The following is a 14,420-nucleotide window of genomic DNA, read 5'->3' as shown; positions in this document are numbered from 1 at the left end:
TCGTGTCCTCCTACACCGCTGTCCTGCGGACCCGCCATGCCTGCCGCACGTTCGGCTCCGCGCTACTGGGCCGTCTCTCGTACGGCATGGTCTCCCTGGCGATGGTCCTGACCGTCAAGGAATCCACCGGCTCCTACGCCACCGCAGGCACCGTGATGGCCGCCTTCGGCCTCGCCAGCGTCCTTCTCTCCCCGGCCCGCGCCGCCCTGGTCGACCGCTACGGCCCGCGCCGCGCCCTGCCGCCGATGGCCGCCGCCTGCGCGCTGTTCCTGGCGGTGCTGGCCGGAGTGTCCTCGCAGCCGGGCGCCCCTGGTCCGGCGCTGGTCGTCCTGGCCGTCGCGGCCGCCACCTGTACGCCGCCTCTCGGGCCCGTGATGCGCTCCCTGTGGAGCCGCCTGGCCCCTGAACCGTCCCTGCTCCAGCGCGCGTACAGCCTCGACTCCGTCGCCGAGGAGCTGCTGTTCGTCACCGGCCCCCTGCTCGTGGCCGCCCTGGTGAAGCTCACCACCCCGGCGACCGCCCTGGCCGTCAGCGCCGCGCTGATGCTCTCCGGAACCCTGGCCCTCGTGTCCTCACCCGCGACCGGTCACACCCCACGGCAGCAGCAGCGCTCGACCCCGCCCCGCAGCTGGCTGCCGAGCGGCGGAGGACTGCTGCACGCGGCGGCCGTGGCCTTCGCCGTGGGCGTGGGCCTGGGCGCGGTGGACCTGCTCGCCATCGCCTTCACCGACCGGCTGCACCAGGTCGAGTCCGTGGCCTGGGTCCTGGCCGCCCTCTCCGCCGGCAGCGCCATCGGCGGCCTGACCTACGGCTCCGTCCCCTGGCGCATATCTGCGCAGCGCCGCCTGTCCCTGCTCGCCGCAGCTCTCGGCCTGGCCCTCGCCGCCGCCGGCCTGGCCCCGAACCTGTACGCACTGACGGCGGCAGCCGCACTCACCGGGCTGTTCGTCGCCCCCACCATCACCACCGCCTACCTGCTCGCGGACCACTCCGCCCCACCCGGCACCGCCACCCAGGCCGGTGCCTGGGTCAACACGGCCCTGAACGCCGGAAGCGCCACCGGCACCGCCGCAGCGGGCATGCTCGTGGCGCACCTGCCGCTGCCCGTGTGCTTCGCCCTCATGGCCATCCCGGCCCTGCTGACGGCAGTCACGCCCTTGGCGCGGACTCGAGCCGGGACACCGGGCTGAGGCAGCGCCCGTTCGACGGCTACCGCAGGTCCGCGAGCGCCGTGCGGAGCTCCTCGAAGGCCACCCGGGTGAGGTCCGCCAGTTCGCCGGGGTCCTCGTCCCGGGCGGGGTCCGCCCACCGGGCGTAGCCAGCCTTGAAGGCGAGCACGCCGAGCTCGGCGGCGACCTGGGCCGTGGGTTCCGCGACGTCCCGTCGCCTCAGCGCCTCGACCATGGCCGCCGCCATGCCGACGCTCTTCATCGCCTGCCGGTTGCGCAGTTCCTCGTTCGCCTCGATGGCCGCATGCAGCAGCGGGCCGATGGAGCGGTTGAACGTCGTCATCTCGCCGGAGGCGCGCTCCAGGCCGGCCGCGACGGCCGCCAGCGGGGTCGCGTCCGCCGGGGCGGCGTCGATGCCCTCGACCAGCAGTCGACTCAGCGCGCTCTGTCCTGCGGTGAGGATCTCCCGCTTGTCCGTGAAGTGGCGAAAGAACGTGCTGCGCGTGAGCCCCGCACGCTCGGCGATCTGGGCGACCGTCGTTTCGTCGTAGCCCTGCTCGGCGAACAGACCGAGCGCCGCCACGACCAGGCGCTGTCTCGCATCCGGCTTCCATCTCGGCATGCCGACATTCTAGGTGATGCGACATGCGTCGCATCACGGGTACAGTGATGGGACAACAGTCGCATCACGTCTGGGAGCTCGTCATGCGCGTCTTCATCACCGGCGGCACCGGCCTCGTCGGCTCGGCCGTCGTCACCGAACTACTCTCCGCAGGCCACGCGGTCACCGCCCTCGCCCGCTCCGACGCCTCCGCGGCACACGCCGAGGCCGCCGGCGCCACCGCCGTCCGCGGGGCGCTCACCGAGCTCGCCGTCCTGCGGGCCGCCGCCGAGCAGGCGGAGGGCGTCATCCACCTCGCCTTCAGCAACGACTTCAGCTCACCCGAGGCCCTGGCCCGGGGCATCGCCGAGGAGGCGGCCGCCCTCGAGGCTCTGGGCGACGCCCTCCTCGGTACGGACCGCCCGCTCGTCACCGTCTCGGGCACGCCCCAGGTCGCGGGGCGCGCCTCCACCGAGGAGGACCCCTCCCTGACCGTCGGCCCCGTCGGCGGCCGCGGCCTCTCGGTCAACCGCGCACTCGCACTCGCCTCGCAAGGAGTGCGCAGCTCAGCGGTCAGGCTTCCGCGCACCGTCCACAACCAGGGCCGGGGCGGCTTCGCCGGACTGCTGACCGACATCGCCCGCCGCACCGGCGTCGCCGGCTACCCGGGCGACGGCGCACAGCGCTGGCCGGCGGTCCACGCGCGCGACGCCGCCGCCCTGTTCCGCCTCGCCCTGGAGAAGGCCCCGGCCGGAACCGCCTGGCACGCCGTCGCCGACGAGGGCGACCGGGTCCGCGACATCGCCGCCGTGATCGGCCGCCGCCTGGGCCTGCCCGTCCAATCGGTCCCGCAGGAGAACTTCGGCCCCCTCGGCCCGATCTTCGCCACCGACCAGCCCGCCTCCAGCACCCACACCCGCACCACCCTCGGCTGGCAACCGACCCACCCGAGCCTGCTCACCGACCTGGAGAACCTCCAGCCCTGACGCCAACACGCGCTGCGTCGGCCGTCGTGATGATCTGACCGCGCCCGATGAACCGGCTCGCGACCAGGAGGCCCGCCTCATGGGCTTCCTGGCCTGCGTGGCTGGCCGAGGCATCCTCGATCAGCCAGGGGGTGAGGTCGCGCTCGAACGGGCTCCCCGGATAGTTGACGTACCGGGTGAACACCACATCCTTGCCGTGCCGTTGCCACTGATCGACCAGCGCGGCGACGACCGGGATCAGCGGCCTGGAGGAATCACGGATGAACCCGTTCTGCAGGTCGACCACGACGAGAACGCCGTTCCGTGCAGACATGCTCGCATCCTTCGCGGTCCTTGAACTCGACAATGAACGACAAGCCAATCTCGCCCAGCGCACCCAGTAGTTCATCGATCCGATCCGGATCAACGAACCCGCTGAACACCACAGGATCGAACGGAACCAGCTCGAGCTCCGCGTAGCCGCACTCGACCTCGAACTCGGTCCAGCTCGATCGACGCACCCGCGTCGATCAAGAAGGACACCCAGGCAGTTCCCAGTGCGCAGGAAGTCGGCCAGGCCGACTTCCTGCGCTCTACTACACGTGAGTGGCGATGCCCGATCTCACCACCCCAGCTGACGAGGCAGTGCATCGACATATGGCGCATAGTCGGGATCGTCCTCGGCAATGCGGCCGAGGACGATCCTGAACCTCTGGCGTTCCTCTTCGTTCATCGCGTTCAGGTCCGATGCGATGTTCTCAAGCCCTTGAGAGGCAACATCGCGATCGATCTCGTCGGCCGATGAATGGTCCAGCAGGAAGATGGCGGAGAACACCGCCTTTGCAAGGTGGTATTCGATCACTGATTCACCTGCCTTGTGAGGATGGTCGCCCCACCGACGAACGGGCGACGCCACCCTAACCACAGATACCGAGTGGAGTTCGCACCAATCAACGGGATCACCGCTTGGCGCCCAGCCAAAAGGGCGGACGTCTGGACCGCCTGGGACACCGACGCCGACCGCCTCTGGGTCGCCACCACCGACACCCGCTCCTGGGCGGCCGTAGACCGCGAGCACGACCGCTTCACCGTCCGCCACCACGGCCCCTGCCGGCTCTGGGACGAGATCGAGAGCGCCTACGGCTGGTAGCAGGACCAGGGCAGCCCCGGCCCAGAGCGCCTCGGCCTCACCGTCACGGAAGCCGCCCAGCGGCCCTGGCTCGACGCCCCCGACCGCCCGCTCACGGGTGCGGCCGGGACCGCTGCGTAGGCAGAGCGGGAGCAGGGGCTCGGCGGGCGATTTCGGCGAGGGTGTGGAAGATGACGTCGCCGAGGAGGACCGGGTCGCGGGAGGTGTCCCGGGCCGAGGAGTCGGAGGGGTCGCTCGGGTCGGTGGGGGTGGTGGTCGGGGAGCACTCTTCGCGGAGCTGGCGAGTGGGCATCGCTCTTCCTGCCGACGTGGTGGCCACGGTGATCTTCTGCCCGGGAAACCGACCGCGACACGCCGAAGGACGTCTACTCGCGCAGATCGGCCGGAATCAGCACCTTCCCGGCCGAAGAAGGCCCCGAAAAGGCCCGGGGAGGGCCTCCCCCCGCCCATGGGCGAAGATGGAGCGGTGACCGAACCTCGCCCCGCCCTCCGCCTCGTCGCCACCGATCTGGACGGCACCCTGCTCTGCTCAGGCGGCACCGTCACCGACCGCACCGCCGCCGCCCTCGCGGCGGCCGAGGCGGCGGGGGTGCAGGTGGTGTTCGTGACCGGCCGTCCTCCCCGGTGGATGGAGCAGCTGAGCGCGCACATCGGCGGTCACGGGGTGGCGATCTGTTCCAACGGCGGTGCGATCGTGGACGTGCGGCGCGGGGAGCTGCTGGAGTCGTTCCCGCTCGCGGCCGACGCGGCGCTGGCCGTGGTGGACATCCTGCGGGCCAAGCTGCCGGGTACGGCCTTCGCCTTCGAGTACCCGGAGGGCTTCGCCCGGGAGCCCGAGTACGCGGTGCCGATGTGGGGCGAGCAGACGGACCACCCCATCGGCCCGGCCGAGGAGCTCCTGGGAGACGGCGGCCCGGTCCGCGGCCTGTTCAAGCTGCTCGCCAAGCACCCCGACCTGGACCCGGACACCCTCCTGACCGAGGCCCGCGCCGCCGCCGGCCACCTCGCCGAGATCACCCGCTCCGCGCCGATCCCGCTGCTGGAGATCAGCGCGCCCGGCGTCACCAAGGCCAGCACGCTGGCGGCTTGGTGCGCCGGGCACGGGATCGACCGGAGCGAGGTGGTGGCCTTCGGCGACATGCCGAACGACCTGGAGATGCTGGCCTGGGCGGGCACCGCCTACGCCGTGGCCAACGCGCACCCCCAGGTCCTGGCGGCGGTGGAGCTGCACACCGTGAGCAACGAGCAGGACGGCGTCGCCGCCGTCCTGGAGGAGCTCCTCGACCGGATCAGCCGAACCGCCCGTTGACGTAGTCCGACGTCCGCTGGTCGCGCGGGCTGCCGAAGACCTGCTCGGTCGGCCCGGCCTCGACGATCCGCCCGGGGGTGTCGTGGGTCGCGAGGAAGAACGCGCAGGACTGCGAAACGCGCTGCGCCTGCTGCATGTTGTGCGTGACGATGACGATGGTGAGCCGCCCGCGCAGCTCCTCGATCGTCTCCTCGACGCGCCGGGTGGAGGTCGGGTCGAGCGCCGAACAGGGCTCGTCCATCAGCAGGATGTCGGGCGAGACGGCCAACGACCGTGCGATGCACAGGCGTTGCTGCTGACCACCGGAGAGCGAGCCGCCGGGGGTCTGCAGCCGGGTGGCGACCTCGTCCCAGAGGCCGGCCCGGCGCAGGCTGGTCTCCACGAGGTGCCGGCGCTCGTCCTTGGACACCTTGATCCCGGCGAGCTTGAGCCCGCTCGCCACGTTGTCCTCGATGGACATCGCGGGGAACGGGTTGGGCCGCTGGAACACCATGCCGATCCGGCGCCGCACCTCGGCGGGGCGGCGCCCGGCCCGGTACACGTCGTCGCCGTCGAGCAGCACCTCCCCGGCGAGGGCGGCGCCGCGCACCATCTCGTGCATCCGGTTGAGGGTGCGCAGGTAGGTGGACTTGCCGCAGCCGGAGGGCCCGATCAGCGCGGTGACCTCCCCGGCGGGCATCGCCAGCGAGACCCGCTCCAGCACCTTGTGGGAGCCGAACCAGGCGGAGAGGTCCCGGGTCTCCAGCCCGGCCAGCGGCCCGGCGGGCGGGCCCGCGGGCGGTACGGGCGGAGCGGCGGGCACGGCGGGCGCCTTCGGGAGCGTGAGGGTGTCAGCCACGGCCGCGTCCTGCGGCTGCTGCTGCGTGGTGTCGGTCATCGGTACGGTCCTCCGGGCGCGCGTCAGTAGAGGTTGGGCAGCAGGGCGGCGGCGTTCTCGTAGACCGCCCAGAGCAGGGCGCCGACGACCGGCGCCGCGGTCAGGTAGACGGCCGAGCGCCGCCAGTACCGGGCCAGCAGCAGCCCGCCGAGCACCGCGCCGAGCAGGGCGAGCGACCAGAGCTGCAGCGTGGCCAGCGCGCCCTTGTCGGCGGCCAGCGCCTTGTCGTACGGGACGGTCGCGGGCCGGCCGCCGGGGTTCTGATCGGCGGCCCCGTCGAGGCGGGCTCCGATCAGGACGGTGGAGCCGGGGATCCAGTCGGAGTCACCGGTGACGAGCACGAGCCGGTTGCGGGCCGGGTCGACGATCGGGTGGTCGCCGTCGCCGTACACGTTGACGGTGTAGGTGTACTTGCCCTGCGCGGTGACGGCCTCGATCTTGTCGCCGACCCGCAGCTTGGACAGCTGCGCGAACGGCGCCCCGAAGGTGGCGCCCCGGCCGAACACCACGGCCACCCCGGCCTGCCCGGGCAGCGCGGTGTCCCGCCGGTGGCCGGGCCCGCGCATCAGGTCCCGGCCGGTGGTGCCCTCGACGACGACGGTCTGGTGCAGCCCGATCGCCGGGATGTCGATCAGCGCCACCGGGTCCCCGTCCGGGGCCGAGCCGGTGGGTGCGACGGCCCGGCCCAGCCGGTCCTGGAAGGTCTTGTACGCGGTGGACTGGTAGTGCCGCTCCTGAACGTGCGAGAGCGTGAACAGGAACCCGAGGAAGCCCATGACCAGCGCGGCCGCCAGGCTCACCGCCCAGGCGCCCTGCAGGAACCGCCGCCGCCCGGCGGAGACGGCCGGACGGGCCGCCTCCACCACGGGCGCCGGAGCGGGAGCGGGGGCCGCCGCCGGAGCGGTCGGCTTCTCCAGCACGGGGGCGGTCACGAGGCACCGCCGGAGCCGCGCCGCTTGCGCAGCAGCCGGCGCCCGAGCAGCGGCGGCACCAGGACGACGGCGAGCAGTTCCAGCGCCGTCAGCGTGGACAGCGTCCAGTCCTCGGGCCGCCCGGACACCTCGACCACGTTGGCCGCGACCTCCGTCGCACCGCCCCGGCCGCGGGCCACGACCTGGCCGGTCTGCGGGTCGATCTCCTGGGTGTCGTCGGCGGGGGCGTTGGGGTCGGCGGCCCCTGCGGCGGCGGGCGCGTTCGGGTCACCCGCCGCGCCACCCGCGCCACCGGCACCCCCGGCACCACCCGTGCCGCCGGCGCCGTCGCCCTTGCCGCCGGCGCCGCCGGCCGCGCCGCCGGCGTTGCCGGAGCCGCCCTTCGGCTGCGGCTTGCCGTCCGAGCCGACGACGCAGTCCAGCGGCTGGCCCGCCTGGTCGCACGGGCTCGGCTGCGCCGCGTTCTTGAGGATGGTCAGCTCACCGGCCGAGTTGAAGGTCGGGTTGTTGCAGTTGGACAGCGTGTTCGGGTCGACCGGGCTGGCGTTGCCCGGGATCGACTTGGTCTGCAGCAGGCCGCCCTTGACGAGGTTGCGCGGGATCGGGGAGTACCCGAGGCCGTCCGCCTCCGCCTGCCCCTCGCACAGCACGTACGAGATGAACTTGGTGAGCGCCGCGCCCTTCTCGTTGTTGAAGCGGCCCGGCGGCGGCAGCGCCGCTCCGGCGCGCGGCACGATCAGGTAGCTGTAGCTGGAGATCGGGTAGGAGCGCGGGTCGTTGTTGGTGTAGACGCCGTCGAGGTTCTGCTGCAGGTAGTTCGGGTCGTTCGACGGGGTCGCGTCGTCGACGCCGCGGATCTTGGCGGCGGTGAGCGCGATGGCCACGTTGGAGGCGGTCGGCAGCGAGTAGTAGCCGGCCGGGTTGAGCACCTTCACGACCGGCCAGTTGCTCAGCTTGGCGAAGGCGTACTCGTCGTAGCCGATGGTGCCGTCGCCGGTCGGCGCCTTGATGTAGCCGGCGACGACGTCCGAGCCGTTCAGTGCGGTCATCTTGGCGCCGCTGCGGGGGTAGAACTCGGTGTAGTCACCGCAGGGCACGCCGTTGACGGCGCTGCAGTACGCGTCCCACTGGTCCTTGTGGGTGTGCTCCATCCAGCGGGTGAACTGGGCGGTGGCGCCGGAGCCGTCCGAGCGGACCACCGGGGTGATCGCCTTGCTGGGCAGCTGCTTGCCGTAGTCGTTGGTGATCCGCTGGTCGTTCCAGTTCGTGATCTTGTTGGTGAAGATGTCCACGACGGTCTGCGTGGAGAGCCGCAGGTCACGGACCTGCTTGCCGCCGACCGTCAGGTTGTACATGAACGTGGTGCCACCGGCGGTGATCGGGACGTAGGAGTACCCGTACTTCGGGTTCTCCTTGCCGCCCTGGTCGTTGGACTGGCCGGCCTTGCCCACGCCCTGGTCCTGCTCGGAGCGGAACGGCACGTCGGAGGCGGTGAAGTCGTCCGCCCCGTTCGCCCAGGACTGGCGGCCGGTCGCCGAGCCGTTCCCGGTGAAGCTGATCTGGATGCCCTGCGGGCTGATGTCCTGGCGCCACTGGTCGATGGCCGGCTGCGCCCAGCTGGAGCCGTCCGCGGTCAGCGCGACGGACGCCGCGAACGCCCGGGAGCCGGGCCCGAGCATCGGCGCCGCCGCGAGCAGGAACAGCGACATCAGCAGGGCGAGCCCGCGGGCCAGGGGGCGGCTTGCGGCCTCCCGCGACATGGGAACTCCTTGAGTCCGGAGGGTGGTTGGCTGGTTCATCAGCTGCTCCCGGGCAACGGGACGGACGCACCGGGGACGGACGCGCCACGGCCGGACGCACCGGGGACGGACGCGCCACGGCCGGATGCACCGGGGACGGACGCACCGGGAGCGGAAGCGGTCCTGGCGGCCGCAGGGCGAGCGGTGGCGGCCGGCCGGGAGCGCACCGAGGCCTCGGCCCGCCGGGCCTCCCGGGCGATCCGCCGCTTCTGGCCCCGGGTCAGCTCCCCCGGCTTGCGGCCGCCGAGCGCGCGGGCCGTGACGAAGAGGATCAACACCATGACCATCAGGGTCAGCGCCGCCGCGAAGGCGCGCGCCACCATCGGCTCGTGCGGCGACTTGACGTAGTTCCAGATGTAGAGCGGCAGCGACACCTGCTGGTCGTTGAACGGGTCGGCGTTCATCAGCGGGCTGAAGCCCGAGGTCAGCAGGACGGGCGAGGTCTCACCGATGCCGCGCGCCATGCCGAGCACCACGGCCGTCACCAGACCCGGCCTGGCGGTCGGCAGCACCACGTTCCACACCGTGCGCCACTGGCTGCCGCCCAGCGCGTACGAGGCTTCGCGCAGCGTCCCCGGCACCAGCCGGATGACCACCTCGGCCGCCCTGGTGACGATCGGCATCATCATCACGGTGAGCGCGAGCGAGGCGGCGAAGCCGCTCTTCTCCCCGCCGAAGGTGAGGATGAAGACACCGAGGACGAACAGGCCGGCCACGATGGACGGCAGCGCGGTCATCGCCTCGACCAGGGTCCGCACGGGCCGCGCGGCCCGGCCGCCGACCTCGGACATGAAGACCGCCGCCGCGATGCCCAGCGGGACGGAGAACAGGGTGGCCAGGCCGATCTGCTCCAGCGTCCCGACGACGGCGTTGAGCGCACCGCCGGAGGTGATCGGGGAGAGCGAGGCGGTGTGCTCCATCGACTCCGTGAAGAAGTTGAGGTGCTGGGCGGCCTCCCAGCCGCGGACCGCCACGTAGCCGACCTGGTCGGCGATCAGCCCGACCACCAGGAGGCCGGAGCTCCACGCCACCACCGACACCAGCCGGTCGCGCACCATGAGCGGGCCCCACTGGAGGCGGCCCAGCATGAAGTAGCCCGCCAGGAACAGCAGGTACCAGCAGACCAGGAAGCCGAACACGCCGCTGAACGGCAGTACCCGCTCGAAGAGCGTCCAGTCCAGTGCCAGCGAGCCGACCGCCGCGCCGGCCACGGTGAACACGTCCTCGCGGGTGACACCGCCGAGCCGCACCTTGGTCTCGGGCCTCGGCGGCGCCTCGGCGGCGTCCGCACCGGCCGCGGCGACCGGGCCGGGGGGCTCGGCCGCGGCGACCGGGGGCAGGTCGAGCGTGGTCATCGGGTCGTCCCTTCCGGAGAGTTGGTCATGTCGGTGCTCCGCTCAGTCCGCGGTGGAGGCCCCGGACCGCGACCGGTTGATCACGAATCCGGCCGCCAGGTTGACCAGCAGGGTCAGCGCGAACAGCACCAGACCGGCCGCCATCAGCGCGGAGAGCGAGAGCGCGTCCGACTCACCGAACCGCAGCGCGATGAGCGAGGAGATCGAGTTGGCGCCGTTCTCGAGGACGTGCGTCATGACCTCGAAGTGCGGCGAGATGATCAGCGCGACGGCGATGGTCTCGCCCATCGCGCGGCCGAAGCCCAGCATCACCGCGCCGATCACGCCGCCCTTGCCGAAGGGCAGCACCACCGAGCGCACCATCCCCCAGCGGGTCGAGCCCAGCGCGTACGCGCCCTCCCGCTCGCCCTGCGGGGCCTGGGAGAACACCTCCCGGCTGAGCGAGGCGATGATCGGGATGATCATCAGCGAGACGACCACGCCGGCGATGAACGTGGACGAGGTGTAGGACGAGGCGACACCGCCGGTGCGCACCTTCAGGAAGGGGAGCACCCCGCCGAGGTGATCGGAGAGCCAGCGGCTGAAACCGACGATCCGCGGCTGGAGGAAGAACAGCCCCCACAGGCCGTAGATGATGCTGGGGATCGCCGCCATCAGGTCGACCAGCGAGATCAGCACGCCCCGCAGCCGCACGGGCGCGTACTCCGAGATGAAGACCGCGGTGCAGAGCGCCACCGGGACGGCGATCACCAGCGCGATCACGGCGATCAGCACGCCGTCCGGCAGGATGGCGGCGATGCCGAAGTTGTGGGCCGCGACCTGCCACCGCTGCTCGGTCAGGAACGACCAGCCGGTCGCGCGGACGGCGTCGGCGCCGCGCAGGAGCAGGAAGAACGCGATCAGGCCCATGATCGCGAACACGGACAGGCCGGCCAGGCGCAGCACCCCGCGGAACACCCGGTCCCCGGGCGTGGCGGAGACGATGATCGTGCGGGGGACGTCCTGGTCCGGCCCGTCGCCGGGGCGGCCTGGCGCCGACCCGCCGTACGGTGCCGCTGGCTGCGCGGCGGCTGTCATGGTCTGCTCTCCGGGCTCGGGGGCGGGTGCAGGGTGCGTGCGGCACGGGGGGTTCGATACAGGGGGTGCGCTTCGGTGCCGTACGGGTGGAGCTCCGCGCGTAGCGGCGATGCGGGTGCGTACCCATTCGGCCAGCCGGAGGTGGCCGGATCGGGTCGCGAGTGTGTACGAGAACCCAACGCGGAAACTCCGTAGCGGAGTTGGGAACTCCAGCAGCAGGCATGACATGCCTCGGGCATGTCCAAACACACCGCCGAACCACCCAACAGCCTTGTCTCATAACGAACTTGACTGCCCAACACGACGACGACACGACGACGACCCGGCGGGGCCGGAACGGCGGCCCCGCCGGGTCGTCAGGCGGTGGTGGGTCGGTGCGTGCGGTCCTGCGCTACGGGCGTCGGGCCACCCTCGCCCAGAGCCGACGCACCCCGGAGACCGCCCGCTCCCCGGCCGGCGTACCACCGAGGAAGAGCGCCGCCGGACCGCCGACCAGCAGCACCAGGCCACCGATCAGCGCCACCGGCAGCAGCAGCCGGGCCGAGCCCGAGCGGTCCGCCGCAGGCGTCCCGGCGGCGACCGGAGCCGCCGCGATCGCCTTGCCGGAGGAGGTCGGACTGGCAGCCGCCTTGCCACCCGCGGCCGCGGCGCCCGCGCCACCGGCGGCAGCGGCCGCGCCGCCCGTACCACCGGCGACGCCGGCGGCGGAGAGGTCCCCGCTGGTCCCGCCGGAGGCGGTCCCGGTGTTGTCGCCCGCCTGCGTGGCCGGGGTGCCCCCGGACGAGCCGCCCGAGCCCGAGCTACCGCCGTCGCCGGGGGCCGGCGGGTTCGGCGGGGCGGCCTGGTTGCCGGGCAGCTTGCTGTCCTGGGCCTCCAGGTGCCCGATGGCGTCGTTCGCCTGCGTGTGCTGAGCACCCGTCAGGGCGAGGAAACCGGGCGGGAGATGACCCGGCTCGAAGCCGTAGACCTGGCCGCCGGTGGTGACCGTCCGCATGTACCTCGTCATCGCCGTCACCTTGTCGGAGGACAGGCCCTTGGTCGGCAGCATCGCGTAGTCGACGGTGGTCAGCGGGTACGCCTTCTGGTCACGCGAGTAGGCCGTGTCCGGGGCGCCGTACGGCAGGGACTGCATCCCCGTCGCCGGGTCCACGGTCATGTCCGCCACGGCCGACTGGAAGCCCGGGACGTCGGGGGAGACGAAGCCGCCCGCCGCGTTCAGCAGCTGCGCCTCGGGCAGCGCGAACGCCTTCGCCTGGGCCGAGTCCATGACGGCGAACAGCGTCCGGCGCCCGACCGGCTGGGGCACGCACGGGTCGTGACCGCCCTTCCCGTTGTCGTCGGTGCTCACGCAACTCGACCGGTTCTGCACGATCTTCCGCACCGCGTCCTTGATCCCGGTCGAGAGCGGGTTCCACTCGAACTGCTTGTAGGTCTGAAAGGCCGGGTTGGAACTGTCGGGGAAGCCGGAGCCGTCCTGCCGGATGAACGAGTCGACGGGGTAGCCGGAGAACGCCGGACGCAGGTAGTAGCCGTCCACGTGCATGCCCCAGGGGTCGTACTCCCCGTCCAGGAACCGCACCGCGTCCGGGTCGGACGCGATCCACGAGGTCAGCTGGTACGTCAGGTCCGAGATCCCGCCGTACACGGTCGGGATGGTCTGGCTCGAATCACACCCCCCCGGCCACGCGCCCTTGCCGTCGAAGGGCGCGGGGTTCAGCTTCTGGAACTCCGGGTCGTCGAAGATGCAGCTCGGGTTTCCCTTGACCGAGGGGACGTCGGTCCTCGCGTTGTAGGACTGGGTCAGCAGCTTCGCCACCAGCCGGGCGTTGAGCTTCATGTCCCTGATCTGCGGTCCGGACTTGTCGGCGTCCACGACGAACGCCACGGAGATGCCCGACGAGACGACCGGAGCGTAGACGTACGGCTTGGACGGTGGCGACTGCCCGTCCGGCCGGGCGGTCAGCACCAGGTCCTTCGTCCCCGCGAGGAACTCCGCCCGCGATGCCTGGTCACCGTTCGCGTAGCCGTAGGTGACCAGCATCGGGTCGCTGGCCTGGCACAGGCCCGTCTGCCACTGGTCCATCGCCCGCTTGGCGGGCTCCAGACCCGCCGCCGAGAACGCCGGTTTGGAAGCCGGGCAGTTCGTCGGGGTCGGCGAGAACGCCACGGGCACCACGACCCTCAGGTCCCACGCGCACTGCTCGCTGGTCTGGAACTGCAGCGTCTGGTTGACACCCTCCCGGAGGACGCCATCGGAACCCACGTTGTAGTCGGTGGCGTCGAACCGGTGGTCCCCGCACTTGACGACACCCTTGGTCTTGGTGCCCAGCGCGTTGCCCCCGTAGTTGGGCTCCACGACGATCGAACAGGGATGCGTGTCGTCACAGTTCAGCGAGGGGCTCTCCGCCGCGGTGAGGAGCTGGACGTCGGCGAAGCCCGAACCGTCCGGTCCCGTCACGGACAGCGTGTGGTTGTCCGGGAAGTCCGGGAACGTCGTCCCGGGCTGTGGCCTCGGCTGCTGGAAGCCCTTCGCCGCGTCCGCGTTGTACAGCGTGCTCCCGTAGCAGTCGGTGATCTTGGGGTCGGTGCCCCGGCACTGGTACACGCGCACCTGGTAGAAGGCGTTGAAACCGGTGTCCGGGCCGGCCGTCCAGGAATCTCCGGCCTTGCTCAGGGTCGGAGTGAACCCCGTCCAGCTGACGTGCACCATCTGGTTGACCAGGTTCTTCGTCTGCGCGACGGTGACGCTCCCGTTGGTGTCCCCGAACCTGCTCTCCGCAGGGAGCCAGACGAGGGGCCCCTGCTGAGTGACGGAGGACCCGGCCGCCACCGCAGGCGTCACGGCGCCCAGGCCGATCGGCGCCACGCCGATCGCCACCACCACCGCCCACACCACGGCGAAGGCCGGCAGACGCTTGCGCCACCATCCCGGAGATCTCCGGTCGGGCAGTCGGATTCTCATGGTGGGTACCTCCGTGCTACGAAGCGCCGCCGAGACACGCGGCGCAAGGGGATCGGGCAGCGAGCGGCCAACGGTTCCAGTACGCAGCCATTCGGCCAGCCGCAGGTGGCCGGATCCGGTCGCCCGTATGTACGACGCCCCAACGCGGAGACTCCGTAGCGAAGTTGGCGCACCATCAGACCTGCGGGCCCGCGCCTGATCGCGCGGGCCCGACGCTCACCTCT

Annotated in this window: 14 protein-coding genes; 4 read left to right on the top strand and 10 right to left on the bottom strand. The window is 71.9% G+C overall.

Annotated elements, in window-relative coordinates; all coding sequences use genetic code 11:
- Positions 1-2 precede the first annotated feature (2 nt).
- Positions 3-1,190 (top strand): MFS transporter, encoded by a 1,188-nt coding sequence (locus ACIBCA_RS13710; protein ID WP_396283056.1) that lies wholly within the window; start codon positions 3-5, stop codon positions 1,188-1,190.
- Positions 1,191-1,209: 19 nt separating this feature from the next.
- On the opposite strand, the gene ACIBCA_RS13705 is transcribed toward ACIBCA_RS13710, so the two are convergent.
- Positions 1,210-1,791 carry a TetR/AcrR family transcriptional regulator gene (locus ACIBCA_RS13705; RefSeq protein ID WP_396283055.1) on the bottom strand — a complete coding sequence of 194 codons (582 nt, stop codon included), beginning with the start codon at positions 1,789-1,791 and terminating at the stop codon, positions 1,210-1,212.
- 83 nt (positions 1,792-1,874) lie between these two features.
- On the opposite strand from ACIBCA_RS13705, the gene ACIBCA_RS13700 reads away from it, so the two are divergent.
- Positions 1,875-2,756, top strand: a complete 882-nt coding sequence (locus tag ACIBCA_RS13700) for an SDR family oxidoreductase (protein WP_396283054.1) — start codon at positions 1,875-1,877, stop codon at positions 2,754-2,756.
- On the opposite strand, the gene ACIBCA_RS13695 is transcribed toward ACIBCA_RS13700, so the two are convergent.
- Together ACIBCA_RS13695 and ACIBCA_RS13690 are read right to left on the bottom strand one after the other, a co-directional pair.
- Positions 2,728-3,069, bottom strand: coding sequence for a hypothetical protein (locus tag ACIBCA_RS13695; protein ID WP_396283053.1), 342 nt, complete (start codon positions 3,067-3,069; stop codon positions 2,728-2,730). The two genes, ACIBCA_RS13700 and ACIBCA_RS13695, sit on opposite strands and share 29 nt — an antisense overlap.
- A gap of 288 nt (positions 3,070-3,357) precedes the next feature.
- Positions 3,358-3,597 (bottom strand): hypothetical protein, encoded by a 240-nt coding sequence (locus tag ACIBCA_RS13690; protein ID WP_396283052.1) that lies wholly within the window; start codon positions 3,595-3,597, stop codon positions 3,358-3,360.
- Positions 3,598-3,669: 72 nt separating this feature from the next.
- Here ACIBCA_RS13690 and ACIBCA_RS13685 point away from each other — a divergent pair, with 72 nt between their 5' ends.
- A complete protein-coding gene (locus ACIBCA_RS13685) occupies positions 3,670-3,885 on the top strand; it encodes a hypothetical protein (protein WP_396283051.1) in 216 nt (71 codons plus the stop codon).
- Between the two features lie 91 nt (positions 3,886-3,976).
- On the opposite strand, the gene ACIBCA_RS13680 is transcribed toward ACIBCA_RS13685, so the two are convergent.
- Positions 3,977-4,177 carry a hypothetical protein gene (locus ACIBCA_RS13680; protein WP_396283050.1) on the bottom strand — a complete coding sequence of 67 codons (201 nt, stop codon included), beginning with the start codon at positions 4,175-4,177 and terminating at the stop codon, positions 3,977-3,979.
- Positions 4,178-4,333: 156 nt separating this feature from the next.
- Between ACIBCA_RS13680 and ACIBCA_RS13675 the strand changes: the two genes are divergently transcribed.
- On the top strand, positions 4,334-5,194 hold the full coding sequence (locus tag ACIBCA_RS13675; protein WP_396283049.1) for an HAD family hydrolase: 861 nt from the start codon (positions 4,334-4,336) through the stop codon (positions 5,192-5,194).
- On the opposite strand, the gene ACIBCA_RS13670 is transcribed toward ACIBCA_RS13675, so the two are convergent.
- From ACIBCA_RS13670 to ACIBCA_RS13645, 6 genes are all read right to left on the bottom strand, one after another.
- Positions 5,175-6,071, bottom strand: coding sequence for a phosphate ABC transporter ATP-binding protein (locus ACIBCA_RS13670; protein WP_396283048.1), 897 nt, complete (start codon positions 6,069-6,071; stop codon positions 5,175-5,177). The genes ACIBCA_RS13675 and ACIBCA_RS13670 overlap by 20 nt on opposite strands.
- Positions 6,072-6,094: 23 nt before the next feature.
- Positions 6,095-7,003 carry a sortase gene (locus ACIBCA_RS13665; RefSeq protein WP_396283047.1) on the bottom strand — a complete coding sequence of 303 codons (909 nt, stop codon included), beginning with the start codon at positions 7,001-7,003 and terminating at the stop codon, positions 6,095-6,097.
- Positions 7,000-8,763, bottom strand: a complete 1,764-nt coding sequence (locus ACIBCA_RS13660; RefSeq protein WP_396283046.1) for a substrate-binding domain-containing protein — start codon at positions 8,761-8,763, stop codon at positions 7,000-7,002. The genes ACIBCA_RS13665 and ACIBCA_RS13660 overlap by 4 nt, the downstream gene beginning before the upstream one ends.
- 38 nt (positions 8,764-8,801) lie before the next feature.
- Complete coding sequence (gene pstA / locus ACIBCA_RS13655) at positions 8,802-10,157, bottom strand: phosphate ABC transporter permease PstA (RefSeq protein WP_396283045.1); 1,356 nt, start codon at positions 10,155-10,157, stop codon at positions 8,802-8,804.
- Between the two features lie 42 nt (positions 10,158-10,199).
- On the bottom strand, positions 10,200-11,234 hold the full coding sequence (gene pstC, locus ACIBCA_RS13650) for a phosphate ABC transporter permease subunit PstC (RefSeq protein ID WP_396283044.1): 1,035 nt from the start codon (positions 11,232-11,234) through the stop codon (positions 10,200-10,202).
- Positions 11,235-11,625: 391 nt separating this feature from the next.
- Positions 11,626-14,196 carry a hypothetical protein gene (locus tag ACIBCA_RS13645; RefSeq protein WP_396283043.1) on the bottom strand — a complete coding sequence of 857 codons (2,571 nt, stop codon included), beginning with the start codon at positions 14,194-14,196 and terminating at the stop codon, positions 11,626-11,628.
- Positions 14,197-14,420: the final 224 nt, after the last annotated feature.

It is taken from the genome of Kitasatospora sp. NPDC051170 (assembly GCF_044455705.1).
Lineage (GTDB): Bacteria > Actinomycetota > Actinomycetes > Streptomycetales > Streptomycetaceae > Kitasatospora.
The sequence above is the reverse complement of the archived record's forward strand: the minus strand, read 5'-3'. Positions and strand labels throughout refer to the sequence as shown.